The organism is Acinetobacter populi, from assembly GCF_002174125.1.
GTDB lineage: Bacteria > Pseudomonadota > Gammaproteobacteria > Pseudomonadales > Moraxellaceae > Acinetobacter > Acinetobacter populi.
The window spans coordinates 1233566-1259043 of sequence record NZ_NEXX01000001.1; the positions used below are offsets into that span (position 1 = coordinate 1233566).

The window sequence follows — 25478 nt, forward strand, 5'->3', positions numbered from 1 at the left end:
TAAAAAATGCCTAAATTACAGGCATTTTTTATAGTTTATATATTTTAAGTTGCATTATTTCTTTGAATAATTTCATGAACAGTTTTTAGAATTTGTAATGAGATTCCTATTGATGAACCTGATGGGACTTTTAATGTAGAGTCCTTTGATTGATGTGCTGGCGTTATTGCACGTTGTGTTAATACTCCTAAAGCAACACCTTCTTCATTGACAATAGGTCCTCCACTTGCACCACTATGCATCCCATTGTCTATGTAAAAAACGTCAGTTTCTATTCTTATATTTTGGGAGTTATCATCAGCAAAAATACGACGAATATTTCCAATATAACCTTGTTTAATTATTGGACCTGTCATATCTGCTAAGTATCCCTCCTCTCTAATTGCTTTAATAAACTTATCTGCACCAAATGATTCTGGATCAATAATTTCCTCAATAGAAAATGGGATATTAAGTTCATCTGAGTAGCCTGCAACAAATACTCTTTGTCCTAGATTTACTGAATTAATACTTGCAGGTAGAAAGGGGAATTTGAAAGGTTGTTCTTCTTTTGGTCGTAATACAGCTATATCTAGCTGTATTATTTCTTTAAAAGATGGGACGTTAATTTCAAATGAGCAAAAAGATACTGTATATTCAACTAAAGGTAACTCGGGAAACTTTATCAAAATTCTTTGCTGTGGATGAGTGTAATCTTCTTTTTTTATAGGCATCCTACCAGTCACTACATGTGCAGCAGTAATAACTTCACCTGTATCCGTAAAGCTAAAACAAGTACCTTCACTTATAACTTCATCACCTTCAAAAACTGTCACATATCCACAACAACTTTGGATTTTTTCATATAAATCTTTAAACATACTTTTCTCTTTTTTAGCCGTACCCAATTTTCAGATATAAACTGAATAATTATGGTTTTTTCGCAATAATTTCGGTAGCTCTTTGATGTTCATCAAGCCATGTGGTAATTGTAGTACAGTGATAGCTAACTAAAGATAATATTTTTTGGTAATCATCAGATAAATTACGTGTAAAAATTGGTTCGTGATGTGCAATACGGTTACGCAAGCGTCTAATTTGCTCTAATTCATCATAAATTACCTTTCTTCTATCTTGGATACTTACCGATGTATTCATATTGTGAAATAGATCAGTAAGATATGGATTCCAGAAACGCTGATCATGTCTGCTTGTGAAAATACTTTGCCAAAATGCGAATTTCAGCTCAGGAATAACTTTTCCTGTTGTTCGCTGATTTAATCGAGCATTTATGAGATCTTTTTTAGAGCTAAAACCGCGAGTAGGATTAGGTAAGCTTCGTTCAAAACCTGAAGACCAGGGCCATCTATCTCCATAAATATTTTCAATTGCTCTGGATACAGCATACCGAATAGTAACTTCACATACATGCAAAGGAATAAGTAAGGCACCTGAAATATCTGCATTCCAAGCATATAAATTTAAGGCTTCTAAATTGTTAGGTTTCTTTCCACCAGTAGCATTTTCATAGGTTGAAATTCTTGCAGGTGAAATAACAATGGTTACAGCGTCTATTATTTTCTGATTTGACATATATGCATATAAACCTTATATTGAATGCACTAGCTATGGGATTTTGTTGGCTTGCCTCCCCCCCTGTAGACATACGATATCTTAAAAAACCCACCCATGCGGTTTTTTTATTGCCTAAAATATAGGCAAGTAACCGATTGAATTATAAAAACTCTTACTTTTCATGTAATACATATATAGCAGAAATTATTTTAAGGATTTACTTTGGAACCCTGTGTAGAAAATATTTTTCACAAATACTTAATTACTGACTTAAATAGTAAAAATTATGCAAAAAATTTAACAAAATTAATTACGTTCTTCATATCTAAAGGGCGTTTTCTAGAAGCAAGATTTTATTTAGACCAGTTAGAAAAAACTCATAATGGAAATATAATTTCTATTTGTTTGGGCTATAAATTAGCGATAACTCTTTTTGATAATCAGAGCGTAATTAAATATGATAAATTATTGTATTTAAATAGAAAAAATGATTTCGAATTGGAGTGGTATAGATTGCAATATTATTATTCAGTCAATAATATTCCGAGAATTAGAGAAAGTTCTAAGTTTTTATTATCAAACAGTTGCTTAGAACGCAATCATATAGAAACTATTTCGGAAGTTGTTTGGAATACTCATGATTATGAACTTACCGTAATGTTTCATAAATATGCCATAAAAAATAAGATTCGCCTTACTGATCAAATGGATAAATTGATTAGAAATATAGTCTTAGAGAATTTAAGAGATTTATTAGTGATGTGTAAAAATGTTTAATTTTCTTATAGTTAGGGTTTTAGAGTCTAATAGTTTTACTTTACCGAATACCATCATTTATGGTGATGTAGAATTGAGACCTGCTTCAGTTGATTCAGATAAAGAACTTACTGCATTAAAAGAATCAGCTGATGATCATAGATTGCAGTTTGATAAATACACTTATGCGGCAAGGATTTGTACGATTGTTTCCTCTGAAACAGTGCTAGAGGCTCTAAGCATAGCTGCTGATCGGTTTTCTACAATTCTGGATTTGAGCGCCAGTAAATTTCATATTTCTAATGTTGATGTTTCAGAGATCGGATTTGCTAAAAATTTAGCTTCAGGTGAACTACATCCTGTTAAAAGGTGGGGATTTAACCCATCAACATCTTTTGTTATGTCCCATGGAAATATTCAGAGGATGGATGATATTAACTATATTCTTGGTTTAGATTGTGAGCTAAGTCAAAGATATTTAAGAGCTTTACATTGGGCTAGACATGGTAGACATGAAAATAATAGTCAGTTAAAGATATTGTTTAATTGGTTTACGTTAGAAGCATTATTAAAAGAGGGAGAGTCTGATAATATTTCTTCAAACATATGTTTTTTAATGGGATTTCCTAATAATAAAAAAAGGTTAGAAATATCTGAACCCTTTCTAGCCAGTATATCTGATCATCCTAGATATGATTTTTGGAAGAAACAATTAATTGAAGATGTAGATAAGATTCGAATTTTTCGAAATAACTCAGCTCATTCTGGATTTAGGATAGTTGATTTTTCAAAGCCAGTTCTGGCGTTATATAGTCAGATTATGATTTATGGAACCTCTAGGAGTTTGGGGGCTGTTCGGTTTGCATTATTAAACAATGTTAAGACGCTAGTAGAGTTCAAGGAAAATATAGCTAATATCTTTGAAAATACAGCTAGAGCTAATGATATACATGGGAATATTATTTATTCATTAGATCAAGTACTATTGAATGGAAACGATAGTTATTTGTAAGATTTCCTAAAATTAATATAATAGGCCTTATGCGAAATACTTAAATTAGTTTAATTATTTCAATAAGTTGTAGTACATCTAACTTCATACCGTAGCCGATTGAAATATTTCGGCTACTTTCCAATCAATCCTGATACTTTTTACTATTTTTTGATTCATTGACCAAGATTTAGAAAAATTAGAGTGCTTTTGATATAGAACATAATTTTTAGACTACCCCTAAATCCAAATTTCCATTAACTTAACAACATCAACCATCCAAAACAAAAAATAATTACAATTTAGACTTGAATAACCAATATGTAATACTATAACATTACAACAAGCAATAAAATTATAGAAATTGAGGTTATCACCATGCGAAAAGATATTCATCCTGATTATCAGGAGGTCCTGTTTCACGATACCAATGCCGATGTATATTTCATCATTGGTTCAACACTGAAACCAACACAAACTCGTGAATACGAAGGTCAAACCTATCCATATGTTACATTGGATATTTCCAGTGCTTCACACCCTTTCTATACTGGTGAACAACGTCAAGCCAGCAATGAAGGTCGTGTTGCTTCCTTTAACAAACGCTTTGCCCGCTTTAAACGTAGCTAAACACTTTATTCTCGTTCTCCTCCTCCGGCGAAGTCACTTCTCCTTGCGTGACTTCGCTTTTTTATACAAAAAAAAGCCCCTTACGGCGCTTTAAAATAGACTGATCAAAAACATGACAGCATTTGATCAGCAATTATATTTTTATTTATTCTTCTATTTTTAATGCCTCAGGATGATTGCCCTGCTGTGCAAGTTTTAAATATTTGGCTTGGGATTTCTTGTTTTTACGTACGCCGTTGCCATCCCGATATGCTTGATATAAAGCAAAATAGGCATCAACATCACCGGCTTCGCCAGCCTGATTCAATAATTCAACCGCATGTTTAGCATCGGCTTCTACACCATTACCGGTTAAATACGCCATACCCAGCATAAAGTCGGCACGAAGATCACCACGTTCTTTGGCATGCTTAAACCATTCAACAGCTTGTTCAGGTTGCGCATGGTTCTGTAAATACAGTCCCATACACAGCATCGCTTTTGGATGACCTGCTTGCGCCGCAGCCTGCAATAATGGCAAATGTTGTGCATGATCAACCGGGAGATTCAAGGCCAACGTAAACATGGCATCAACATGACCCTGCTGTGCCGCGCGTTCAATCCAGCCCAAACCTTCTTGCTGATTTTTTTCAACGCCAATCCCCTGTAACCAGCATTGCCCTAAAGAAAATTGTGCAGGTGCAAAACCGGCCTGTGCGGCTTGTGCAATATATTGTAAGGCTTGCTGTACAATTTTTTCTTCAAGGGCCGGATCGTTTTGTTGCTCGGCTTGAGCCAATAAACTGATACCCACACGATAAGATGCATCCACATGACCCAATTGTGCAGCTTTTAACATCCATTGCTGTGCTAATTCCTGTGAGCCATGTTCATCCTGTAATTCAATCAGGGCACGAACATGGCAACCCACTGCATTATTTTGCTCGGCCGCATAATCGGCAAGTTGTTTGGCCTGTTCAATTTTGCCTTGATTTAAATAACGAAATGCCAGTAATGCGCTAATGAGTGGATCATTCTGATGCTGATTTTCCAGAAAAGTCTGTACTTTGCTTTGATTAATTTCTGGTGAATCATTTAAAAACAGTAAGCTGCGTACATGTTGATGCTTTTTATAATTGTCTTTTAACAGTTGTAAGGCTTTATCTGCATCGTTTTTTAATACCTGACTGGCATAGGTAAAAATTGCATCAGGATTATGCAGATCAACCGCTTTTTTCAGATATTCCAGACCTTTTTCAGGGTGGGCTTTTACGCCCACACCGGTTTGAAACATCTCTGCCAGTTGATAATAGCCATAGGAATCTTTACATACATTTCCGGCATGCTCAAAAAACAAAATCGCTTTGGCTGGATCTTTATTGACATAATGACCATTTAAGTACCAACGTCCCAACAATAAACTGGCCGCCCCGACACCTTTATTGGATGCTTCAAGTAAAAGATTAATCCGGTTTTGTGCTTCAAGCTTATTGGCTGCAAGTGCTTTACGCTCAAAATGTTCAACGATTTGAAAACAGGCAACAGGATCACCTTTTTGCGCTTTGTCTCGTAATTGTTGTTCAAATTCGGCCATGGATTGTGCTTGTTGTTGAGTATGTTGTTGTGCAGCCATAACAATGTGTTCCAATACTTAAAAATAATTGATGAAATTGAGATTTATTCTACTTTGCCACGCACCTTTGCTCAACCATGGCATTTTAAAATCCGACTTTAAATCACAAATTCTTATAATAATTGTGTGATCCAGCGCAATACAGGTTTTGGCGTCACTTGCTGCAATCCGTATAAAACTTTCCAGGGCAACGGTGGCACAATGACCTCGGCTTTTTGCTTGATGATGGCCGTATAAATCTGCTGCGCAACAGCATCTGGCTGCGCAACAATAGGTAATTGCGGATTAAAACCATGTAATAGTTCGGTCTGAACAAAGCCCGGATAGACAACCGTTACCGCAATCCCCCGTTTGCTCAATCCCGCCCGAATGGCATTAAAATATGTTGCCAATGCTGCCTTACTGGCCGAATAAGCCGCAGCCTGTGGCAAGCCGATAAACGCACTATAAGAGGAAATGGCCACAATATGACCCGACTGTCCCTGAATCCTAAACATTTTCTGTGCAGCATCTGAACAAGCAATAGCCGAAATCAGATTGGTATTCAACACCTCAATGTCCTTATCTAGCCGATTATCACCAAGATGACGAACCTTACTAATGCCGGCATTGATCACGACAATATCGATCTGTCCCAATAAATCACTTAGACCAATAAAAATAGGCAGAATTTTGTCATGCTCGGTAACATCAAGTTGTGCGACTTCGACCTGAACCGCATATTGTTCACGTAACTGCTCTGCCAGTTGCTCCAGACGTTCCAGACGACGCGCCACCAAGGCCAAATGACATCCCTGTTTGGCACAATATTTTGCAAATGCTTCACCTAATCCACTTGAAGCACCTGTAATCAACACCGTTTTATTCTTCATTTCACATCCATATATTATTTTGTTTTCACTCACTATACGGCAGGCCAAATCCATCTTGCAAACTAAAATCGTGTTTTAAATGTTAGGCTGGTTGATAGCAGATTGTTCTTTTGATGGTTACTTGCTACTCTTTTGTCAATTTTTTACATGGAATAGCACAATGGCTCAAGATTTATTACAGCAACTTCAATCAGGTACAGCCAAGTTTGGTGATGTTATTGCTTATATTGATGCACGTTATACACATACCCCAACCGCTTTTACAAATGGCGCACAACATAACGCAGCAGACCAGAATCAAGGCAGTGCCAAAGTATTCAGCTTTGCAAAATTGAATGGCTTAGATCCGGCACAAACCTTAAGTTTATTTGCCGAGCATTATCAGGCAGTTCTGGATACACCGAATGGTACAGATCACCAAAATATTCGTCAATTTATTAAAAATGGCTGGGAAGGTGTGCATTTTGAAGGTGAAGCATTAACTGCTAAATAAAAATCAAGCAGACTTGGCAATCATGATTGCCAAGTCCCAAAATTCTATCATTTAGTACTGACTAACCTGTGTCAATAAAGCAATATCTTCAGCTTCCAGAGTCAACTGTGTAGCATTGACCAAAGATGCCAATTGCTGGATAGACGTTGCCGAAGCAATAGGAGCAGTAATGCTTGGGTGGGCCATGGTCCAGGCTAAAGCAACTTCTGATACTTCTGCGTGATACTTAGCAGCCAGTTGATCCAAAGTCGTCAATATATTTAAGCCACGTTCATTAAAATATTTAAGCACCATGTCCTTACGGGAAGATTTTTCCACATCTGCCAGCGTGCGATATTTACCGGTTAAAAAGCCCGATGCCAGACTAAAATAGGTAATGACTTTCAAATCATGGCTTTCACAGACCGGCTGATATTCAGTTTCATATTGCTCACGATCGACCAAACTATATTCAGGTTCAAATACGCTATATTGTGGTAATCCTTTTTCGGTACTGGTGTGTAATGCTTGCAAAAGTTGCGCACCTGAATAATTGGATGCACCAATATTTAAGACTTTGCCTTCCTGTAAAAGATCGGCATAAGCTGATAATGTTTCTTCAATCGGGGTATGTTCATCCGCACAATGACTTAAATATACATCGACATAATCGGTATTCAACCGCTTTAACGAATCTTCGATAGCCTGTTTAATATACTTTTTAGATAGACCCTGTTGCGTATCCGACATTTTCATGCCGACTTTGGTGATTAAGGTGATTTTATCCCGATTTGACGGGGTTTGTTTAAGCCACTGTCCAATAATGCGTTCGGATTCTCCGCCCTGATGCCCGGGTACCCAAACCGAATACATATCCGCTGTATCAATGCTACTGATCCCGTGCTCAAGCGCATAATCCAGCAGATTAAAGGATTCTGCCTGATCAACAGTCCAGCCAAATACATTGGCGCCAAAAATTAATTTAGAGAATTGCAGTGCTTTTGTCATGATTAATCGTCCTAATGATTTAGAAATAATCTCATATATATTATGACTGTAGTGTCATGTCTCATATGAATTATCTATTCTTCACTTAAACATAAATTTCCGACAAAAACATGAATTTTAAATAAACTTCAACAAAGCAAAATTTCAGGATCAACGCGTTAAAAACCGATGTACACCATCACCTGCCCGCCGCCCCGTTGCCAGACATGCATTCAATAAATAACCACCAGTTGGCGCATCCCAATCCAGCATCTCACCACAGGCAAAAATGCTTTGCCGACCAATGATCATTAAATTTTCATCCAATGCATCAAGCTTAATCCCACCAGCACAGCTAATCGCTTCTTCAATCGGGCGAAAGCCCCGCACGGATATCACCAGCTGTTTAATATGCTGTGCCATTTTTTTATGATCAATCCAGTCCTGTTTAGGCACCACATCACGAATCAAGGCAATTTTGGTTTTATCCAGACCGATCTTTTGCCATAAAGTATTTAAGGACTGTTTTTTGCCTTGTTGTAATTTATATACAATCTGGTCTAAGCTCAAATCTGGTAATAAATCCAGACATAATTCTGCCACCTCACCCTGCCGCTGTAACTGCGCTCTTAAGGCACGATTACAACGATAAACCAACCCGCCTTCCAGTCCATAATGACTAATCACCATTTCACCGAACTGTGGATTTTCTCCATCTATCCACGCGCGAATCCGTTTTAACGGCTGTCCAAAATAATCGGCCATATAAGATGACCAATCGACCAGCACCCCAACATTACTGGCCTGAAATGGCATAATTAAAGAAGATTCCAACCAGCCTTGCCATTTACCATCACTGCCCAGTTGCGGCCAGGATACCGCACCACATGCCAGTACGATGGCATCAGCATGCGTTTGCACCGTTTGATCATGTTTAAGATCAAGCAAAGTCAGTTTGTGCTGTTCAATGGCAAGACATTGATGACGGTAGAAAAAACTGACACCGCGTTGTTGCAAGCGTTTTAGCCATGCGCGCAACAAAGGTGCTGCTTTCATTTCATTGGGGAAGATACGCCCAGAACTACCCACATATGAAGAAATTCCCAAATCCTGCATCCATGCCTGAATCGCTTTTGCATCAAACTTTTCAATGATCGGATATAGCCAATCGGCATGATCATAACGCGTGATAAAATCCTCAAAGGGCTCATGATGGCTAATATTTAAACCCGTTTTTCCTGCCATCAAGAATTTACGTGCTGCGGACGATTTCTGTTCATATATAGCAATATCATACAGACCATATTCCGATAAAATTTCTGCACAGGCCAGACCCGCCGGACCTGCGCCAATGATGGCCACGCTTGCTTTCATTGATCCTGCCCGCAACATGGCAAGACCTGATCAAATCGGGTCTGATATCCTTCAGGTTTGGTGATAATTAATTGTTGACATAATTCACCGCGTTGCAAATATTTCACTTCAAAATGAGTACGTGCCGAATCCGCAGCAATCGTTTCTTTTTGATAGGGCAAATGCCAGACTTGCTTTAGCTGCTGCTCTGCCTCATGAATATAATCCTCAATATTACTCGCCAAGGTTATGGTCGCACCCGATTTTACTCGGGAAAGTAGATATTCAAAAAAAGGCATATTCAGCCAGCGCTGTGTCGGATTATGCGGTTCTGGATTCGGATAAAGAATCAATAATTGTTCAATCTGCTGTGGATAGAGCGCATGCACGACCCAGGGAATGGCATCTGCATGAATCGGTAATATATTTTGTACCGCCAGTGATTGATGCAGTTTCTGCATGGCCTGAAATTTATCACGGGTGCGTTCAATCGCAATGAGTTGGCGATCAGGATTTGCAGCGGCAAATAAACAGGCATGTTTGCCTTTACCGGCACCAATTTCCAGACACATAGGACGATGTTCGATGATCTGAAAATCACGAGGGGCTTTTAAGTATTGATATTGAAAAGGACGAATATTTGGATAAGACATACACACAGGCAGACACAAGAATCTCACCTATAAGTCTAACAATTACGTTACAATTTGTCTGTGTTTATCCAAGAAAGAATGATTTGACCATGGTAACAGCTGCAATTAAAACCTTTCCATGCCCTCGCTGTGGCAAGCCAAGCCAGTGGACAGACAACCCATTTCGCCCATTTTGTTCGGAACGCTGCAAAATGATTGATCTTGGTGCCTGGGCAAATGAAGAATATCGTGTTCCGACACAGGATGCACAGTCCAACGACACGCCCGAATATGATCAGGACTAATCCTTCCAGATTGACATTCAACACATTGAAATATCATGATAATTTAAAGTTAGACATTTTATTTTTTTAGATCTTATTTGATGACATGATTTGACCAAACATTTTAGTTACATGACAAAGATTGTCAATTTACGACATTTTGCATAAGATAACGCTCTGTTATTTATCCGTGATCCTGATCACAGCGTTATCTTGGAATACTGATCATGCAAAAATGTCTTTTGATCCTTATTTGTTGTTGTCTGGCTACTGGAACCATGGCGGCGGAACCATTGACCAAAGCCAATGTCATCAAACAACAGCAAAAAGATACCCAGTTACTCAAGACCTTATGGCAAAGTTATCAGGACAATCTGGGTATGATGAATAAAGCATTACCAGCTTTAAAACAGGAAAAAGACCAAGACAAAAAAAATGCCTTAATCTCACAATACAACCGTAAACTGGAACAAACCAAAAATATTTTGAATAAAATGATTCTGACCCAACCCAATGCCTTACAACTTCGGCAAAAAATGATTGAGCATGCCACCAAATATCAAAGTGTTTATAAACTGGCCGCCATTGATACACAAAACACAACCCAGCAAAATATGCTCAGCCGTCTTAATAGTCAGACTGACCAACTCTATCAACAAATGCAGCAAATTGCCCAATCATTATTGTATTAACCCGCTTTCCCCGATACAAAAGGATTGAATTGTTTTTCCTGACCAATACTGCTAATTGCCCCATGACCTGAAATAAACTGGGTATCATCTGGCAGCGTAAATAACTGGGTTTTAATCGAATCAATCAAGGTATCAAAATCACCGCGTGGAAAATCTGTACGTCCAATCGATCCCTTAAATAACACATCACCAGTCCATAGAATATTCATCTGCTTGCAGTAAAACACCACATGTCCCGGCGTATGACCTGGTGTATAACGCACTTCAAACGCATAATTCCCCAGCTTTAAAATTTCACCGCCTTCTAACCATTGATCAATATGAACGGGTTCAGGCACTGGAAAACCGTAATTCCGACAAACATCCTGCAAGCTGTCTACCCAGAATTGATCTTCTTTTTGTGGCCCAATCACTGGCACAGCATAGGCTTTTGCCAAAGTACCTACAGCCCCGATATGATCCAGATGACCGTGGGTAATCCATAAGGCCTTTACGTTTACGCCTAAATCTCGTACAGCCTGTTGCAGTTTTTCCGGTTCACCGCCTGCATCAATTAATACAGCATCCATACTGTCATCATCCCACACAATGCTGCAATTCTGTGCAAACGCAGTGACAGGAACAATCTGGCAACGTAACATTGGATCTCCTTAAGACTGGGCAAAATGATGTGACACTGTATTTAATTGTGCCCGTAATAAACTCATAAATAATGCAATATGTTCCGGCTGCTCATTTAATGCCGCAATATAGGCGTAATTTTCTCCGCCTTGATTTAAAAAAATCTGTTTATTTTCGATTGCCAGTTCTTCCAAGGTTTCCAGACAATCGGCAGAAAATGCCGGACTCATCACTTGTACAGATTTTACCCCTTGTGCGGCCCATTCGGCCAATAACTCACTGGTATAAGGTTTAACCCATTCCTGTTTACCAAAACGGGACTGAAAACTTATCGCCCACTGTTCATCACTTAAATTTAATGCGCTCGCCACACGTTCAGCCGTCTGACGACAACGCTGCGGATAAGGATCGCCTTTATCGGCATAAGGCTGTGGAATACCATGAAATGACATCAATAATTTTTCAGCCACACCATATTGCTGCTGATAATCACGTACACTCTTTGCCAATGCATCAATATATTCCGGATGTGCATAATAATCCCGAATAATACTTAGTCCCGGTAAATTACGTTGTGTCGGAATCCATTTTGCCAATACATCATATAATGGGGCAGTTGAAGTCGCAGAATATTGCGGGAAAAGTGGCAGCAGAATAATCTGATCGACAGGTTGTGCAGCTAGGCGATCAAGCACCTGCTGAATACCGGGATTGCCATAGGTCATAGCCGGAAAAACTTCGATGTCCAAATCCGGATATTCCTGACTTAACTGTTGCTGTACAACCTTGACCTTGGTCAGCAAAATCGAGCGCATGGGCGAATCCTCTTGCCAAATACTGGCATAGGCATGAGCAACACGCTTTGGGCGAAAAGGCAAAACAAATAAATGCAGAATAATTTGCCAAATCAGACGAGGAATTTCAATCACCCGTTGATCAGATAAAAATTGCTTTAAAAAACGACGAACTGCATCTGGTGTCGGTGCATCAGGCGTTCCCAAATTTGCCATAATAATAGCAACTCTAGGTTTAGGCATACCACGATCTCTAAAAGATATTTATCTCTACCTTAACAGGTTTTACTGACAAGCAAAAATACAATTTCCAGACATCATGACTGCATCACTCAGGCTTGTTTCTGGGCAATTAAACGCTGTCCTTCCGCAGTCAGTTCCCAATAAATACGACTGCCAGAATCCGAATCATGTTGTGGTACGATCCAGTTATTCCATTTCATTTGCAGCTTAATTTGTTGCAAACTACGGGCATCAATCTGGGTACGTGCAACAGCATGCGCACGCGGTAATACTTCACGCGCATCATCCAATGCAGTACTTTCCAGATAATGATTGAGGATACGAAGAAAACTATTTTCCAGTGTCGGTTGTTTAAAATGCGGTGCCAGAATATTCAGCAACTGCATCCAAGTCATTTGTCGTTGTGGATGTATGTCTTTTAAATTGCCATCCTGATAGGCATGCGTACGATAACCTACCGAAATTTTTTCATCCTTGGTCCCCGAAGACACCTCAGTTGCAGGCGTATTGATCTCATACGCTGTTTGGATAAGCGATTGTTCTAGTTTGGCAACTTTCTTGCGCAGGCGCTGGATTTCTTGTTGTAGTACATCATTATCTTTGGGTCTGACCCAACCCAGCGCAGGTGTTTCCCGCATTGCTTTCACAAAAGTATTGCGAACAGCACGCTCCAAATCTAGTAAACCATTATATTCAATACAATACTGGCTTTCATTTTTCATCTGTTCACGAAAACTGGTAAATTTTTTTACCATGTCCGGCGTAGTTTCCTGTTCCAATGCTGTGCGTTGCTCCGGAACGGCATCAATAAAACTGAGGATGGTTTTCTGTTTATTCAGCGCATATAAAAAATCCAGATGCATATAGCTGATACCAGATGCCGATACATCGCCATACTTACCGCCCAGCAGGAAGATCACATAATCACAGTCATCAATTTGTCGACGGGCTTGTGCAGTATTTAATGAGGTACGACGTTCATTAAATTCCCATGGAAATACACCTATGTTTAATAACGCATATTCCATTTTTAAGCGTTCTGCTTTCACATCACCATAAAAGGAGGTAGAAATATAAACGTGATACCGTTTTTCAGTCATCAAAAAACCTTTGCCTAAAACCTTATGTACCTACATCAAAAAAATGAATGTAAAACACCCACTCATTACCCCTAAAAACATGATTCACATCATATTGAAAAAAATATTTTATGCACTCCCCATAGGATGAGTTGCATGCATAGATCATGTAAGGACTGAGATATCTTAAGGTCCGATACGACAGAGAATGAAATTGACGCATATCACTAAGATATACTTGTATTTCATCACTGCAACGAAATCGTGCTGAGATTACCTCGCTATGAATACATTATCTGCATGCAACACATCATTGCCGACACCTAAATAAAACAATGTATTAAAACCAGGCATCAAAACAATCACTGTATAAGAGGTAATTATATACAAATTTTTATCGCTGTCCGCAAAAAATGTTAATTCGTTGACATTTAAGTGAAATTTTTAAGATCGACAAATTGCCATGCTTCTGGTGTCCCAACCAGATTGTGCACTACAGGCTGCATGGTCTGACTATTATTGGCACTAAAAACACAAATTAATCTAGCCTGGTTAAATGCAGGATGGTCAGAAAGTAAATTAAATTTGGCCAGAATCCGCCCACATTGTCTTGCAACAGCCAGTCCTGAATCCACCATAATCAAACGTTCGCCATAAAGTTGCTGAATCGCCGACTTTAAGAAAGGATAGTGGGTACAACCTAACACCAGATAATCTGCACTTAGATCAACTACAGGCTGTAAATGCTGCTGTAATGCCAATAAACATTCCGCACTTAAAGCACGTCCCTGTTCAACCAATGGCACCAGTTCCAGACAGGTCACGGGAATGACCTTTACCCCCGAAGGAACTGCAAAATTCTGAATAACGTCCTGAATCAGCTTTCCCCGGAAAGTTGCCGGTGTTGCCAATACAGCAACCGTTTTGGTTTGTGACTGAATCACCGCTGGCTTTACCGCAGGAACAAGTCCAATAATCGGAAACTGCTCGCCATAATGTTCACGTAAATAATCCAGACTAAACGCAGATGCGGTATTACAAGCCACAATTGCAATCTTGCATCCCTGTCGATACAACCATTCAATCGCCTGTGCGGTTAATTCACGGATATTCTGATCACTTCTGCTGCCATAGGGTACATTTGCGGTATCGGCATAATAAACAATACGCTCGTTCGGCAAATATTTTAAGACCTCCAAAGCAACCGATAGGCCGCCAATGCCCGAGTCAAAGATCCCAATCGGGGCATCGGGTTTTGGCTGTGACATAGAAGGTAAACTGGATTGTAAAGGCTGTATCGCTTGCATAAAACAAATAATCGACGCTATTTTAGGCTAGGGAAATCATACACCGATAATTTTTTTATTCCATATATAAAGTAAATTGCGTTGTTCCACTATGTAACTTTAGACAGGTGCCATGCGGCTCATCGAAAAGCTTGCCATAATTTACCAGATGATAAAATACCTGCCGTTGAATCAATGCATCCAGACCAAACCGTACCTTGATATAAGGACGTTCCTCACTCTCTCCAGTTTCATCCATATAACTCCGGATAAATACAGGATGCTGCTGATCTGCAACAATGACATCTTGCGTCTGCGTGGTAAATTGCAGATAAGTCTGACCATCAATCTCGATTTGATCCACTTGTGTAACCAGTAAAGGTGCATCTTCAACCTGTATCTTGATTTTCTCGACAGGCGTTTTTAAATAATAACTCCCTTCTTCTTTCCACAATACTCTGGAAAACAAATCAATCATATTTTGTCTGCGAATCGGGCTACCTTCATGCCACCATTCGCCATTTGCCTTAATGACCAAATCCATCTCACCACAATATTCTGGATTCCATTTCTCTAAAGGCGGGATCGTATGATCCTTTTCCAATTGCTTTAAATAACTACTCAAACTTTGCAAATTTGCATCAGATACCATAATCTTCCCCTGACCGCAGCGTCACCTTTTTGAGGTAAATCCTTACTAAATCAAGCTTTATGCCCTATTGACGACAAAATTAAACGCCTCAGCCAATTGGCTTAATCGCCCTTTGAATCTATACTATCCCAAAACAAATGTGACACGATGTTGGCTTTGTGTCTATCTAATACTCATGGCAGCACCGAATGTAAAGATTACGGTTGCCACCGGCAATGATTTGAGGAGTCCTACATGGAACACATCGAACGTGAAGCGATGGAGTTTGACGTTGTGATCGTAGGCGCAGGACCATCCGGTCTATCGGCTGCGATCCGTTTGCGTCAGCTAGCGATTGAAAATAATTTACCAGATCTTTCCGTATGTGTCGTGGAAAAAGGCTCTGAAGTTGGTGCACACATCCTTTCCGGTGCAGTACTGGAACCACGTGCACTTAACGAATTATTTCCAAACTGGAAAGAAGAAGGTGCACCCGTTACGGTTGAAGTAACCGAAGATGAAACCTACTTCCTTCTTTCCGATGAAAAATCACAGAAAATGCCTTACTGGATGGTCCCAAAATCCATGCACAATGAAGGCAACTATGTCATTTCGCTGGGCAATGTCGTACGCTGGCTAGGACAGAAAGCCGAAGAACTAGAAGTATCTATTTTCCCGGGTTTTGCCGCTGCCGAAATTCTGTATCATGAAGATGGAAGCACGGTAAAAGGTATTCAAACAGGTGATATGGGCATCGGTAAAGATGGTCAACCCACTGCACACTTTACACCCGGCTATGAATTACATGCCAAATATACCCTGTTTGCCGAAGGTTGCCGTGGACACTTGGGTAAACGCCTGATTGCCAAATACAATCTGGATCAGGATGCCGACCCGCAACATTACGGTATTGGTATCAAAGAGCTTTGGGAAATCGATCCTGCCAAGCATAAACCGGGTCTGGTGATGCACGGTGCTGGCTGGCCATTATCTGAAACAGGTTCATCTGGTGGTTGGTGGTTATACCATGCCGAGAACAATCAGGTCACGCTAGGCATGATCGTGGATTTATCTTATGAAAATCCGCATATGTATCCATTTATGGAAATGCAGCGTTGGAAAACCCATCCACTGATCAAACAATACCTTGAAGGTGGTAAACGTATTTCCTATGGCGCGCGTGCCGTGGTCAAAGGTGGCTTTAATGCCTTACCAAAACTGAGCTTCCCGGGCGGCTGTCTAATCGGTGATGACGCAGGTTTCCTTAACTTCTCCAAAATCAAGGGATCCCATACTGCCATGAAGTCGGGCATGCTCTGTGCCGAGGCCGTATTTGAAGCCATTCAGGCCGGTACCGAAAAAGGTGGCGATTTGATGGTGGCCCGTGTGACCGAAGGTGATGATTATTTTGTCAAGGAAGTCACTGCGTATACCGAGAAATATAACAACTCATGGCTAAAAGAAGAGCTTTATAACGCACGTAACTTTGGCCCTGCAATGCATAAGTTTGGACAGTGGGTTGGTGGCGCATTTAACTTTATTGATCAAAATATCTTTAAAGTGCCATTTACGCTACATGACCTGAAACAAGACTTTGCTGTCATTAAAACAGTAGATGCCGAACACTTTAAACCAAACTATCCAAAACCGGATGGTAAGCTCACTTTTGACCGCTTGTCTTCAGTATTTGTTTCCAATACTGTGCATGAAGAAAATCAGCCTGCACATTTAAAATTGACCAATCCAGATATTCCGATTCAGGTCAATTTACCGAAATGGGATGAACCAGCGCAGCGTTATTGCCCTGCCGGTGTCTATGAAGTCATGGAAAATGATGACGGTTCCAAACGCTTCCAGATCAATGCAGCCAACTGTGTGCATTGTAAAACCTGTGACATCAAGGACCCATCCCAAAATATCACTTGGGTAACGCCAGAAGGTGGTGGTGGTCCTAACTATCCAAACATGTAATGTTTAGATAGTCTTGCGAGACAGTGTCTCTCATACCCTAACATGTAGGATAATCCTTGCGGAGTATACTCCTCATATCCAAACATGTAATGTTTTGCACATAAAAAATCCGGGTTTAGGCCCGGTTTTTTAATACTGGTATAAAAATACAATAAGTCTTAATTATTCACCCAATTTTCTAATTTTAATCCTTCAACACGAGTAAATACTTTGATATTGTTACTCACGAGTACTAATTGACTGGCACGAGCATGTGCAGCAATCCATAAATCATTTGCACCAATGAGTTGACCCTGTTGTGTAAGCTGCGCTCGAATTTGTCCATAATGCTCTGCTGCTAAATCTGTTAAAGCTAAAACCGGAATCAATCGTACCAGTTGCTCCAATTCCTTTAAAACTTTTTCTGTATATTGGCTTTTATATGCACCATATACCAGTTCACCCCAAGTTATTTGTGAAATAACTGCATCACCGACTGATAAAGCTTTAAACTTATTCAACACTTCTAATGGTTTATGTTTTTGAATATAAATACAAATATTCGTATCTAATAAATATTTTGCCATTAAAAATCTTCTCTTTCCTGAACAGGTAAATCTTCCCGACCTTCTGCAAAAAAATCATTAGGGAGCTGTGTCAGAATTTCAAAGGCACGACTTAAATCATTAACTGGTTTTCTAAGAACCAGCTCATCTCCTCGCTGAAAAATTTCCAGTTCATCTACATCTACACGGAAGGCTTTGGGTAACCGTACGGCCTGACTATTTCCTGATTTAAAAACACGTACACGATGATTCATAGTATATCCCTCCAAATCAATATGTATATACATAGAGTATGCACGCAAAAAAATTTTTGACAATACATTTTTATTGATGTTTTTTTACTTGTTGCTACTTTCTCTGAAAAAGCACAGCTTTGCTAAGCGTACCTCATAGCCAAACATATAAGTTTTGCACATAAAAAATCCGGGTTTAAGCCCGGTTTTTTATATGCATGATTTAATTAATTTTCAGAAGCTTTTTACGTTTAATCGAACAACTTAAAATTCCCAGACAGATCAATATTGCACCGATCAAGATATTTAAACTCAACGGTTCATGTAATTGAATATGACCAAAAAATATTCCCAATAGCGGAACACTCATAATTGAGATCGAAGCAATAGATGCATCTATCTGACTTACAATCCAGTTCCACATAAAAAATGCCAGCGCTGTTCCAAGTACTGAGCTATACATGACATAAATCATCGTCATAGGCGTATTCCATTGAATAGCGCCGAGATCTTCTGTAAAAAAAGATAATCCCAATAAGATCAAACCACCGATTAATAATTGCCACATGGTTAATTTTAACTTGTCATAGCTGGCAAATTCCTTTTTTGTATATACAGTTGCACAAGCCCAGAAAAAAGCAGCAAGAATAATCAATAATTCTCCAAGCAAAACCGAATTAAACTGCAAATGACGCAATTGTGGCCATAAGATGGCAATAATTCCCAACAGACCAAAGCCTAAACCCAGCACTTTTTGTCGATTAAGTTTTTCTGCCAAGATAAAGTGTGCCAATACAGTTGTCATGATCGGCATGGTATAGACTAAAATTGCAGAGAGACCAGAACCTACATACTGCATTCCAAAAGTCGACAAACCATAATAACCAATACAAATCAAAAGGCTGGCCCAAAAAATTTTCAGCCATTCACTTTTCTCTGGAACAACATTTTTCCTCAATACAAGCTGTAAGATAAACAAACAAATCGCACCCAATAACAGCCTTAAAGAGGTAAAGAAAAATGGTGGGAAGGTGTGCAGGCTGATTTTTATTGGTACCCACAAATATCCCCAGGTTAGACAAAGCAAAACGATTGCGGCAAATACTTTTAGGTTCATTTCATATCATCATGTCTGATCTTATCAAGAAGTTTATCGTTCTCTTAATATGAAAAAAAATGTTATTAATTTATACAACCATCTATTTTTTTGATAGCATATTAATTTAAGTCTGCTAGTACGTATTCATGATTAATATTGATTTAAGCGATATTCAGGCATTTATCGTCACTGCCGATTTAGGCAGTATCTCGGCAGCAGCCCAACATTTGGGGCATCTGCAATCCAATATGACAGTAAAAATCAAAAAAATTGAAAATCACTATAAACATGCCCTATTTCTACGTAAAGCCAGAGGGGTCGAACTCACACCTAAAGGTAAAATCATTTACCAACACTATAAAAAATTACTGGCGATCTGGGACGAAACGGAACGAGCCATCATCAATCAAAATAATGTTTTACGTTTCGGTATTAATTCAACCATGCGCGGTAATCAGTTTGCTTATCTGGTTCAGGAAATTCATCAACAATATGATAATCTGTCATTTACCTTTAAAATCGGAAATACCAAAACATTAGAACAAGAGGTTATTGAGGGAGTACTAGATTTTGCTTATATTTATGGGGAGAAAAATAATAAAAGTCTTAATTATTTGGCACATGGAGAAGAAGAGCTGGTTCTGATCGGACAAAATTTACAGCATGATCTGGCTAAAAATCTGGCTTCTCATAAAATTTTGTGTTTGTCGAAAGATTGTTGTTATATGACCATTTTAGATCATCTTTATCAACAATTTATGCTACCTCCACCAGAAAAAATATATATTTCCGAACTAGAAGATCTCATTGCATTATCACAACTTGGTCTGGGTATTGCTTTAATTGCGCGTCGCTTAACAACCAAGTACGAAGTAAAGCAATATGTTGAAATTCCTGAACAATATCGCAGTATGAAAGGCTATATTATTTCAAGAAAACAACATCAGTTTAGTCCGCTAGAACAACAATTTATTGAAGCCAGCCGAGCAAAATCGTTGTTATAATTAAGGGCCCGTTGATATTTCGTCAGTAATTTATTGATGGAATCTCAACAAACCCTAAAATTTGCAATAGAATTAATTCATTGCAAATTCAATCATCACACAAACCTGATTTTACAATCGCTCTAGACCAGTTCAGCTAGAGAGTTGAGTAATACAAATTGTCTGTTAAAGTGATTTAATTCCGCTACTTAACCAAGTTAATAAACTGGTAGCATCATTATTACGTGCTTCGGTGGTACTCGCACCCAGTAAGACGATCACAGCCGGACGTTGATTAACCGTCGTTTCCATCACTACACAGCGTCCCGCTTCGTTAATGTAACCTGTTTTGGACAGGTTAATGTTCCATCCCCCATTACGTACGAGTGCATTGGTATTGTTTGATTTCAATACACGATAGCCCAGGTTAAAATCATAATTTGGCGTTGTAGAGAACTGGCGAATCAGACCATATTGTGATGCCGCACTCACTAAAATCGCCAAGTCTCGTGCTGATGCAACATTGTTAGGGTCTAGACCTGTCGATTCTACATAACGGGTAGAATTCATACCCAGTTGACGGGCTTTAGTATTCATTGCCGCAATAAAAGCGCTACGACCGCCCGGATAAGTCCGTGCCAGAGCTGCTGCGGCTGGATTTTCAGACTTCATCAATGCTGCCAAAAGCAATTCTGCACGATTCATGACATCGCCTGAACGCAAGGTAGAGCTTGAATTTTTCCCGCCTGCACCAGCAAAATCGATCGGTTGCAAGGTAATGCGTTCAGACATATCCAGACGTGCATCAGCTGTAACAACAGCCGTCATGACTTTGGTAATGGAAGCAATGGGTAGCGCAGTATTGGCATTTTTACCAAAAAGTACTTCACCTGTCTGAGCATCCATCACAATCGCTGCTCGTGCATTCACATTTGGCTGTAAATAAGCACTGCTATAGCCGCTGGTCGCCGTAGTTGGATATTTGCTGGTAAGCGTGTTATTGTTAATGGTGGTGTTTGATTGCTGTGTGTCTGTACGTTTGATCTCAGTTGTCAATTGCGCACTGGGTTGATCATTGGACAGGAACTGACCCACCTGAGCATCCGACCAGGCAACAGATGGCGAAGTCTTTTGTTGAACAATAACTTCGGCAAAACTCATACTACATGTCAACGCACTTGCCACAAGCAAGCTGATAGCGCTAACAATTTTTTTGGACTGCTGTTTGTCTTTATGCATTACACTCTCACTACTTTTCATCATATCTCTGCTTCCTGCGTCATCACGAGCTGCGAAGATGTTTTGAAGGATGCAAATTGCATTAAAACATCGGCAGAAATTTGTTGGGTTTGAGACTACTGTATAAGGATTGCTAGATTTGTGGTGAAATTGCAAGCGAATTTTGCTTAATGTAACAAAAAAATAGTTTGAATGGGAGAAAAGTGTGATCTCAGTCTTAGTTGTTGATGATCATGAGCTGGTTCGTACAGGTATTTGTCGAATGCTTGAAGACCATGATGAAATTCAAGTGATTGGTCAGGCCGAATCTGGAGAAGAAGCCATTCAACTGGCCAGACAGCTAGAACCCGATGTCGTTCTCCTTGATGTCAATATGCCGGGTATCGGTGGTGTCGAAACAACACGCCGTTTATTGCAAAGTGTTCCCAATACCCATGTATTGGCTGTCAGTGGTTTGGCCGAAGAACCCTACCCTTCTTTATTATTAAAAGCCGGTGCAAAAGGTTATATTACCAAAGGTGCGCCATTAACCGAGATGGTTCGGGCAATCAAAAAAGTCATGCAGGGCGGCAAATACTTTAGTGCAGATATTGCAGAACAACTGGCAAGTTCTTATCTTTCCGATACCCAGCAGTCGCCATTCAATGCCTTATCGGAACGTGAAATGCAGGTGGCATTAATGGTGGTCAATTGCATTAGTGCGCAGGAAATTGCAGATAAACTTTTTGTCAGCGTTAAAACTGTCAATACTTACCGCTACCGAATCTTTGAAAAGCTTAATGTCGACAGTGATGTAAAACTCACCCATCTTGCGATTCGTTATGGTTTAATCAAACCATAATTTTCATCACTAGAAGACTATGGCACTCAGGCAATACACACGACTGGATACTCTCTATCGTTTAGGTTCATCCTATACCAGTTATCGTTTGTTACTGTCCATTGGTTTGTTCAGTATCTTGTTGCTGACCATGGACAATCTGATTATTGGCGCACGTAATCCTCTACTGTATATCGCCATTAGCAGTATTTACCTGTCCCTGTGTATCATCAATTTTTTTACGTTTAAGTTTTATCAAAAAAAACTACAGGAACAAATTTTTGCTTATCTAATTATCGATGTCATTCATATCACATTGATTCTCTTTTTAAGTTCCGGTCCAAATATTGCCATCGTATTGTTATATATGGTGGTGGTCTTGGCAGCGACCATGCTGGTTACGCCGCGTAAAGCATTGACACTGACCTTATTAAGTGTGATTGCGGTGGTATACCAGCAATTCTTTTTCAGTATCTTTGACGGCACGCAAATTTCTTTTATTGGCAGTTCTGCTCTGGTAACACTGGTATTTCTCAGTACCTATGCACTAGGACAAATTGCGGTAAAACGTCTGCAATTTGTAGAAACGCTGGCAGTCGATCAGCGCAAGGAAATTATCCAGCTGCAAAATATTAATCAAAGTATTATCGAGCAGCTTGATACTGGTTTTATGGTCATTGATGACAATGGCGATATTATTACCTTAAATGAAGCTGCACGTCTGTTACTGGGTCTAACCATTCAATCCCTGCAACAACATAAAAATTTAAACAACATTCAAAAAAAACTCTATCAGGAACTGAAACAGCAATCACAGCAAAGTATTCGTGGTATTTTTCATTATTTCTCCGAACCCGATGCGGCAGGCATTTCGGTACAATATCGTCCCATCGCCACACAGCAACAACAGTTTACTCTGCTGATTTTTGAGAGCCTGCAACGTATTAATCAGCATGTGCAACAGCTTAAACTGGCGTCCTTAGGTCAACTTTCTGCCAGTATCGCCCATGAGATCCGTAATCCGCTGGCAGCAATTTCACAAGCCAATGAATTGATTGCTGAAGATCAGATAGAACAACAAAAATTACTGACCAATATGATTCATAAACAATGCCTGCGTATCAACCGCATTATTGAAGATACCCTCAATATGTCACGGCAGAATCATACTTTGCCGGAAGACATTGCATTATCAAGTTGGCTACAAAGTTTTATTCAGGAAGATTTATCGGATATCCAGCAATTTTTACAGCTCAACATCGAAGAATATTTATCTGTCTATTTCGATCCACATCAATTACGTCTGGTATTGATTAATTTAATTCGCAACGCCATTCGACATGGCCATGAGCAGCAACCTGACAGTAAGATACAGATTCAGGCACATCATGCAGGTGATAATGTGTTTATTAATGTGATCGATCAAGGCAGTGGTGTTCCGGCACAGCAACAACATAATCTGTTTGAACCTTTTCACAGTACTGCCACGGATGGGACAGGTCTGGGTTTATATCTATCCAAAACATTTTGTGAAGCAAATCATGCACGTTTGAAGTATGTTGCACAAACACAAGGGGCATGTTTTCGTATAGAATGCCTAGCCAGTAACAACAATTAGTGTTTTATGGACTGTAATTTATGACACAGACAAATCAGCCTAATGGTCGACCACTCGCCTTAATTGTAGATGATGAAGAAGATTTACGTTTATTAATGCAAATGACCTTAAGCCGTTTAGGGGTAGATTGTGTTACTGCTGAAAATGTACAAGATGCCAAGCAACAATTAAAACAGCATCAGTTTCAACTTTGTCTGACCGATCTTAACCTGCCAGATGGCAATGGTATCGAGTTGGTACAATACATTAATCAACAGTATAGTCAGTTGCCGGTCGCGGTGATTAGTGCCTATGGCAATATGGATGTGGCAATTTCTGCCTTAAAAGCAGGTGCCTTCGATTTTGTCAGTAAACCTATTCAACAGTTACAATTAAAAAATCTGCTGGAACAGGCTCTAAAAAGCAGCATTAACCCTATCAGCGATCTAGATCTGCAAATTGAAAATCAGATGTTGCTAGGGAATTCTGAGACTATTCAGAATCTTAAACGCACTTTGCACAAACTTTCCCGCTCGCAGGCACCCGTCTATATTTCTGGTGAATCCGGCACAGGTAAAGAAGTGGTAGCGCGTTTGATTCATCAACTGAGTAATCGTAATGAAGGGCCGTTTATTCCGGTAAACTGCGGTGCGATTCCACAAGAATTGATGGAAAGTGAATTTTTCGGACATAAAAAAGGTAGCTTTACCGGGGCGCAACAGGACAAAATCGGCTTGTTTCAAGCAGCCAATGGCGGAACATTATTTCTGGATGAAATTGCCGATCTACCTTTGGCCATGCAAGTCAAACTGTTACGGGCAATACAGGAAAAGAAAATTCGTCCGATTGGCAGTGATCAGGAAATAAGTGTTGATATTCGTATCCTGAGCGCAACCCATAAAGATATTGAACAAATGGTGCAAGAAGGTAAGTTCCGTCAGGATCTGTTCTTTCGCATTCATGTAATTGATGTAAAAATCCCGCCATTACGTGAACGCGGTGATGACATCATTCTACTGGCCGAGCATTTTCTGCAACAAATTTGTCAGGATTGGCAATTGGATACCATGCAGCTTTCCAGCAAAGCCAAGGAATATTTATTGCAAGGCTACTATGACGGTAATGTGCGTGAATTACGCAATGTCATGGAACGTGCAGTCACTTTGTGTGAATCGAATACAATACAAATCGAGCATATTCAAGGCTTACGCTGTCAAAATCCTGCACCATGCCCAACACAGCCAGCTTCATCACATGCAGAAAATATACCGCAAGCACCACAACATGATGAACTGGATATTCTGGCACAGTCGAGTAAAACAGCCTTACCTAAAGAAGGTCTGGAAGAATATCTCGCCAATATCGAAAAACGCTTACTGATTCAGGCACTGGATTCAACTCACTGGAATAGAACACTGGCAGCCAAAAAACTGGGCATGAGTTTTCGTTCACTGCGTTATCGCCTAAAAAAGTTTGAACTCGACAGTGACGAAGAATAAATC

The 25478-nt window shown here is 39.6% G+C and carries 27 protein-coding genes; 11 read left to right on the top strand and 16 right to left on the bottom strand.

The annotated features are described in order from the left end of the window. Positions 1-44: 44 nt before the first annotated feature. Together CAP51_RS05755 and CAP51_RS05760 are read right to left on the bottom strand one after the other, a co-directional pair. Positions 45-860: a S1 family peptidase gene (locus CAP51_RS05755; RefSeq protein ID WP_087619753.1), complete on the bottom strand. Its 816-nt coding sequence runs from the start codon at positions 858-860 to the stop codon at positions 45-47. Between the two features lie 49 nt (positions 861-909). Next, positions 910-1572 (bottom strand): hypothetical protein, encoded by a 663-nt coding sequence (locus CAP51_RS05760; RefSeq protein WP_087619754.1) that lies wholly within the window; start codon positions 1570-1572, stop codon positions 910-912. A gap of 204 nt (positions 1573-1776) precedes the next feature. Between CAP51_RS05760 and CAP51_RS05765 the strand changes: the two genes are divergently transcribed. The 3 genes from CAP51_RS05765 (at position 1777) to CAP51_RS05775 (ending at position 3931) form a co-directional block, all read left to right on the top strand. Next, a complete protein-coding gene (locus CAP51_RS05765; RefSeq protein ID WP_087619755.1) occupies positions 1777-2331 on the top strand; it encodes a hypothetical protein in 555 nt (184 codons plus the stop codon). After that, entirely contained in the window at positions 2324-3322 is a 999-nt protein-coding gene (locus CAP51_RS05770) for a HEPN domain-containing protein (protein ID WP_087619756.1), read from the top strand. The genes CAP51_RS05765 and CAP51_RS05770 overlap by 8 nt, the downstream gene beginning before the upstream one ends. A 357-nt stretch (positions 3323-3679) precedes the next feature. Then, entirely contained in the window at positions 3680-3931 is a 252-nt protein-coding gene (locus CAP51_RS05775; RefSeq protein WP_087619757.1) for a type B 50S ribosomal protein L31, read from the top strand. A 145-nt stretch (positions 3932-4076) separates the two neighbouring features. Here the strand turns inward: CAP51_RS05775 and CAP51_RS05780 are convergent, their stop codons facing one another. After that, the gene (locus CAP51_RS05780) at positions 4077-5543 is read right to left on the bottom strand and encodes a tetratricopeptide repeat protein (RefSeq protein WP_087619758.1); all 1467 of its coding nucleotides are present in this window, start codon (positions 5541-5543) and stop codon (positions 4077-4079) included. Positions 5544-5656: 113 nt separating this feature from the next. Further along, complete coding sequence (locus CAP51_RS05785; RefSeq protein ID WP_171294731.1) at positions 5657-6415, bottom strand: SDR family NAD(P)-dependent oxidoreductase; 759 nt, start codon at positions 6413-6415, stop codon at positions 5657-5659. A gap of 160 nt (positions 6416-6575) precedes the next feature. Between CAP51_RS05785 and CAP51_RS05790 the strand changes: the two genes are divergently transcribed. Beyond that, a complete protein-coding gene (locus CAP51_RS05790) occupies positions 6576-6908 on the top strand; it encodes a HopJ type III effector protein (protein WP_087619760.1) in 333 nt (110 codons plus the stop codon). Positions 6909-6959: 51 nt separating this feature from the next. Here the strand turns inward: CAP51_RS05790 and CAP51_RS05795 are convergent, their stop codons facing one another. From CAP51_RS05795 to CAP51_RS05805, 3 genes are all read right to left on the bottom strand, one after another. Continuing rightward, on the bottom strand, positions 6960-7895 hold the full coding sequence (locus CAP51_RS05795; RefSeq protein WP_087619761.1) for an aldo/keto reductase: 936 nt from the start codon (positions 7893-7895) through the stop codon (positions 6960-6962). A 150-nt stretch (positions 7896-8045) separates the two neighbouring features. Further along, on the bottom strand, positions 8046-9248 hold the full coding sequence (locus tag CAP51_RS05800) for a TIGR03862 family flavoprotein (protein WP_087619762.1): 1203 nt from the start codon (positions 9246-9248) through the stop codon (positions 8046-8048). After that, positions 9245-9880, bottom strand: coding sequence for a DUF938 domain-containing protein (locus CAP51_RS05805; RefSeq protein WP_087619763.1), 636 nt, complete (start codon positions 9878-9880; stop codon positions 9245-9247). Before CAP51_RS05805 ends, CAP51_RS05800 begins: the two co-directional genes overlap by 4 nt. 89 nt (positions 9881-9969) lie before the next feature. On the opposite strand from CAP51_RS05805, the gene CAP51_RS05810 reads away from it, so the two are divergent. Then, on the top strand, positions 9970-10164 hold the full coding sequence (locus tag CAP51_RS05810) for a DNA gyrase inhibitor YacG (RefSeq protein ID WP_087619764.1): 195 nt from the start codon (positions 9970-9972) through the stop codon (positions 10162-10164). Between the two features lie 206 nt (positions 10165-10370). Then, the gene (locus tag CAP51_RS05815) at positions 10371-10835 is read left to right on the top strand and encodes a hypothetical protein (RefSeq protein WP_087619765.1); all 465 of its coding nucleotides are present in this window, start codon (positions 10371-10373) and stop codon (positions 10833-10835) included. On the opposite strand, the gene CAP51_RS05820 is transcribed toward CAP51_RS05815, so the two are convergent. From CAP51_RS05820 to CAP51_RS05840, 5 genes are all read right to left on the bottom strand, one after another. Further along, on the bottom strand, positions 10832-11476 hold the full coding sequence (locus tag CAP51_RS05820; protein ID WP_087619766.1) for an MBL fold metallo-hydrolase: 645 nt from the start codon (positions 11474-11476) through the stop codon (positions 10832-10834). The two genes, CAP51_RS05815 and CAP51_RS05820, sit on opposite strands and share 4 nt — an antisense overlap. Before the next feature lie 9 nt (positions 11477-11485). Beyond that, positions 11486-12493 (bottom strand): ferrochelatase, encoded by a 1008-nt coding sequence (gene hemH, locus CAP51_RS05825; RefSeq protein WP_087619767.1) that lies wholly within the window; start codon positions 12491-12493, stop codon positions 11486-11488. Positions 12494-12582: 89 nt separating this feature from the next. Then, positions 12583-13593: a DUF4062 domain-containing protein gene (locus CAP51_RS05830; protein ID WP_087619768.1), complete on the bottom strand. Its 1011-nt coding sequence runs from the start codon at positions 13591-13593 to the stop codon at positions 12583-12585. Between the two features lie 410 nt (positions 13594-14003). Beyond that, positions 14004-14879 carry a glutamate racemase gene (murI, locus tag CAP51_RS05835; RefSeq protein ID WP_087619769.1) on the bottom strand — a complete coding sequence of 292 codons (876 nt, stop codon included), beginning with the start codon at positions 14877-14879 and terminating at the stop codon, positions 14004-14006. A 55-nt stretch (positions 14880-14934) separates the two neighbouring features. Next, complete coding sequence (locus tag CAP51_RS05840; protein WP_087619770.1) at positions 14935-15510, bottom strand: DUF1285 domain-containing protein; 576 nt, start codon at positions 15508-15510, stop codon at positions 14935-14937. Between the two features lie 234 nt (positions 15511-15744). Here CAP51_RS05840 and CAP51_RS05845 point away from each other — a divergent pair, with 234 nt between their 5' ends. Further along, the gene (locus CAP51_RS05845; protein ID WP_087619771.1) at positions 15745-17460 is read left to right on the top strand and encodes an electron transfer flavoprotein-ubiquinone oxidoreductase; all 1716 of its coding nucleotides are present in this window, start codon (positions 15745-15747) and stop codon (positions 17458-17460) included. A 158-nt stretch (positions 17461-17618) separates the two neighbouring features. Here the strand turns inward: CAP51_RS05845 and vapC are convergent, their stop codons facing one another. The 3 genes from vapC to CAP51_RS05860 form a co-directional block, all read right to left on the bottom strand. Continuing rightward, entirely contained in the window at positions 17619-18026 is a 408-nt protein-coding gene (vapC, locus tag CAP51_RS05850) for a type II toxin-antitoxin system tRNA(fMet)-specific endonuclease VapC (protein WP_087619772.1), read from the bottom strand. Then, positions 18026-18259: an antitoxin gene (locus tag CAP51_RS05855; protein ID WP_087619773.1), complete on the bottom strand. Its 234-nt coding sequence runs from the start codon at positions 18257-18259 to the stop codon at positions 18026-18028. Before CAP51_RS05855 ends, vapC begins: the two co-directional genes overlap by 1 nt. 202 nt (positions 18260-18461) lie before the next feature. Continuing rightward, positions 18462-19355, bottom strand: a complete 894-nt coding sequence (locus CAP51_RS05860; protein ID WP_087619774.1) for a DMT family transporter — start codon at positions 19353-19355, stop codon at positions 18462-18464. A gap of 128 nt (positions 19356-19483) precedes the next feature. Between CAP51_RS05860 and CAP51_RS05865 the strand changes: the two genes are divergently transcribed. Next, positions 19484-20341 carry a LysR family transcriptional regulator gene (locus CAP51_RS05865; protein WP_087619775.1) on the top strand — a complete coding sequence of 286 codons (858 nt, stop codon included), beginning with the start codon at positions 19484-19486 and terminating at the stop codon, positions 20339-20341. A 165-nt stretch (positions 20342-20506) separates the two neighbouring features. Here CAP51_RS05865 and CAP51_RS05870 read toward each other — a convergent pair whose 3' ends face one another. Then, positions 20507-21583 (bottom strand): D-alanyl-D-alanine carboxypeptidase family protein, encoded by a 1077-nt coding sequence (locus CAP51_RS05870; protein ID WP_425426740.1) that lies wholly within the window; start codon positions 21581-21583, stop codon positions 20507-20509. 181 nt (positions 21584-21764) lie between these two features. On the opposite strand from CAP51_RS05870, the gene gacA reads away from it, so the two are divergent. Genes gacA through CAP51_RS05885 form a run of 3 tightly spaced genes read left to right on the top strand, consistent with a single transcriptional unit; the run spans position 21765 to position 25475 of the window. Then, positions 21765-22400 carry a response regulator transcription factor GacA gene (gene gacA, locus CAP51_RS05875; protein ID WP_087619776.1) on the top strand — a complete coding sequence of 212 codons (636 nt, stop codon included), beginning with the start codon at positions 21765-21767 and terminating at the stop codon, positions 22398-22400. 19 nt (positions 22401-22419) lie between these two features. Then, positions 22420-23997: a sensor histidine kinase gene (locus CAP51_RS05880; protein ID WP_087619777.1), complete on the top strand. Its 1578-nt coding sequence runs from the start codon at positions 22420-22422 to the stop codon at positions 23995-23997. A gap of 20 nt (positions 23998-24017) precedes the next feature. After that, positions 24018-25475 carry a sigma-54-dependent transcriptional regulator gene (locus CAP51_RS05885; RefSeq protein ID WP_087619778.1) on the top strand — a complete coding sequence of 486 codons (1458 nt, stop codon included), beginning with the start codon at positions 24018-24020 and terminating at the stop codon, positions 25473-25475. Positions 25476-25478: the final 3 nt, after the last annotated feature.

What these genes read in the sequence shown, in the direction of transcription:
- CAP51_RS05780 (WP_087619758.1), bottom strand. Translation starts at nt 5,543, where the DNA reads ATGGCTGCACAACAACATACTCAACAACAAGCACAATCCATGGCCGAA.
- CAP51_RS05865 (WP_087619775.1), top strand. Translation starts at nt 19,484, where the DNA reads ATGATTAATATTGATTTAAGCGATATTCAGGCATTTATCGTCACTGCC.
- CAP51_RS05820 (WP_087619766.1), bottom strand. Translation starts at nt 11,476, where the DNA reads ATGTTACGTTGCCAGATTGTTCCTGTCACTGCGTTTGCACAGAATTGC.
- CAP51_RS05770 (WP_087619756.1), top strand. Translation starts at nt 2,324, where the DNA reads ATGTTTAATTTTCTTATAGTTAGGGTTTTAGAGTCTAATAGTTTTACT.
- CAP51_RS05880 (WP_087619777.1), top strand. Translation starts at nt 22,420, where the DNA reads ATGGCACTCAGGCAATACACACGACTGGATACTCTCTATCGTTTAGGT.
- CAP51_RS05845 (WP_087619771.1), top strand. Translation starts at nt 15,745, where the DNA reads ATGGAACACATCGAACGTGAAGCGATGGAGTTTGACGTTGTGATCGTA.
- CAP51_RS05840 (WP_087619770.1), bottom strand. Translation starts at nt 15,510, where the DNA reads ATGGTATCTGATGCAAATTTGCAAAGTTTGAGTAGTTATTTAAAGCAA.
- CAP51_RS05755 (WP_087619753.1), bottom strand. Translation starts at nt 860, where the DNA reads ATGTTTAAAGATTTATATGAAAAAATCCAAAGTTGTTGTGGATATGTG.
- CAP51_RS05870 (WP_425426740.1), bottom strand. Translation starts at nt 21,583, where the DNA reads ATGATGAAAAGTAGTGAGAGTGTAATGCATAAAGACAAACAGCAGTCC.
- CAP51_RS05805 (WP_087619763.1), bottom strand. Translation starts at nt 9,880, where the DNA reads ATGTCTTATCCAAATATTCGTCCTTTTCAATATCAATACTTAAAAGCC.
- hemH (WP_087619767.1), bottom strand. Translation starts at nt 12,493, where the DNA reads ATGCCTAAACCTAGAGTTGCTATTATTATGGCAAATTTGGGAACGCCT.
- CAP51_RS05860 (WP_087619774.1), bottom strand. Translation starts at nt 19,355, where the DNA reads ATGAACCTAAAAGTATTTGCCGCAATCGTTTTGCTTTGTCTAACCTGG.
- CAP51_RS05885 (WP_087619778.1), top strand. Translation starts at nt 24,018, where the DNA reads ATGACACAGACAAATCAGCCTAATGGTCGACCACTCGCCTTAATTGTA.
- CAP51_RS05795 (WP_087619761.1), bottom strand. Translation starts at nt 7,895, where the DNA reads ATGACAAAAGCACTGCAATTCTCTAAATTAATTTTTGGCGCCAATGTA.
- CAP51_RS05800 (WP_087619762.1), bottom strand. Translation starts at nt 9,248, where the DNA reads ATGAAAGCAAGCGTGGCCATCATTGGCGCAGGTCCGGCGGGTCTGGCC.
- CAP51_RS05785 (WP_171294731.1), bottom strand. Translation starts at nt 6,415, where the DNA reads ATGAAGAATAAAACGGTGTTGATTACAGGTGCTTCAAGTGGATTAGGT.
- CAP51_RS05760 (WP_087619754.1), bottom strand. Translation starts at nt 1,572, where the DNA reads ATGTCAAATCAGAAAATAATAGACGCTGTAACCATTGTTATTTCACCT.
- vapC (WP_087619772.1), bottom strand. Translation starts at nt 18,026, where the DNA reads ATGGCAAAATATTTATTAGATACGAATATTTGTATTTATATTCAAAAA.
- CAP51_RS05815 (WP_087619765.1), top strand. Translation starts at nt 10,371, where the DNA reads ATGCAAAAATGTCTTTTGATCCTTATTTGTTGTTGTCTGGCTACTGGA.
- CAP51_RS05830 (WP_087619768.1), bottom strand. Translation starts at nt 13,593, where the DNA reads ATGACTGAAAAACGGTATCACGTTTATATTTCTACCTCCTTTTATGGT.
- CAP51_RS05790 (WP_087619760.1), top strand. Translation starts at nt 6,576, where the DNA reads ATGGCTCAAGATTTATTACAGCAACTTCAATCAGGTACAGCCAAGTTT.
- CAP51_RS05810 (WP_087619764.1), top strand. Translation starts at nt 9,970, where the DNA reads ATGGTAACAGCTGCAATTAAAACCTTTCCATGCCCTCGCTGTGGCAAG.
- CAP51_RS05775 (WP_087619757.1), top strand. Translation starts at nt 3,680, where the DNA reads ATGCGAAAAGATATTCATCCTGATTATCAGGAGGTCCTGTTTCACGAT.
- CAP51_RS05855 (WP_087619773.1), bottom strand. Translation starts at nt 18,259, where the DNA reads ATGAATCATCGTGTACGTGTTTTTAAATCAGGAAATAGTCAGGCCGTA.
- murI (WP_087619769.1), bottom strand. Translation starts at nt 14,879, where the DNA reads ATGCAAGCGATACAGCCTTTACAATCCAGTTTACCTTCTATGTCACAG.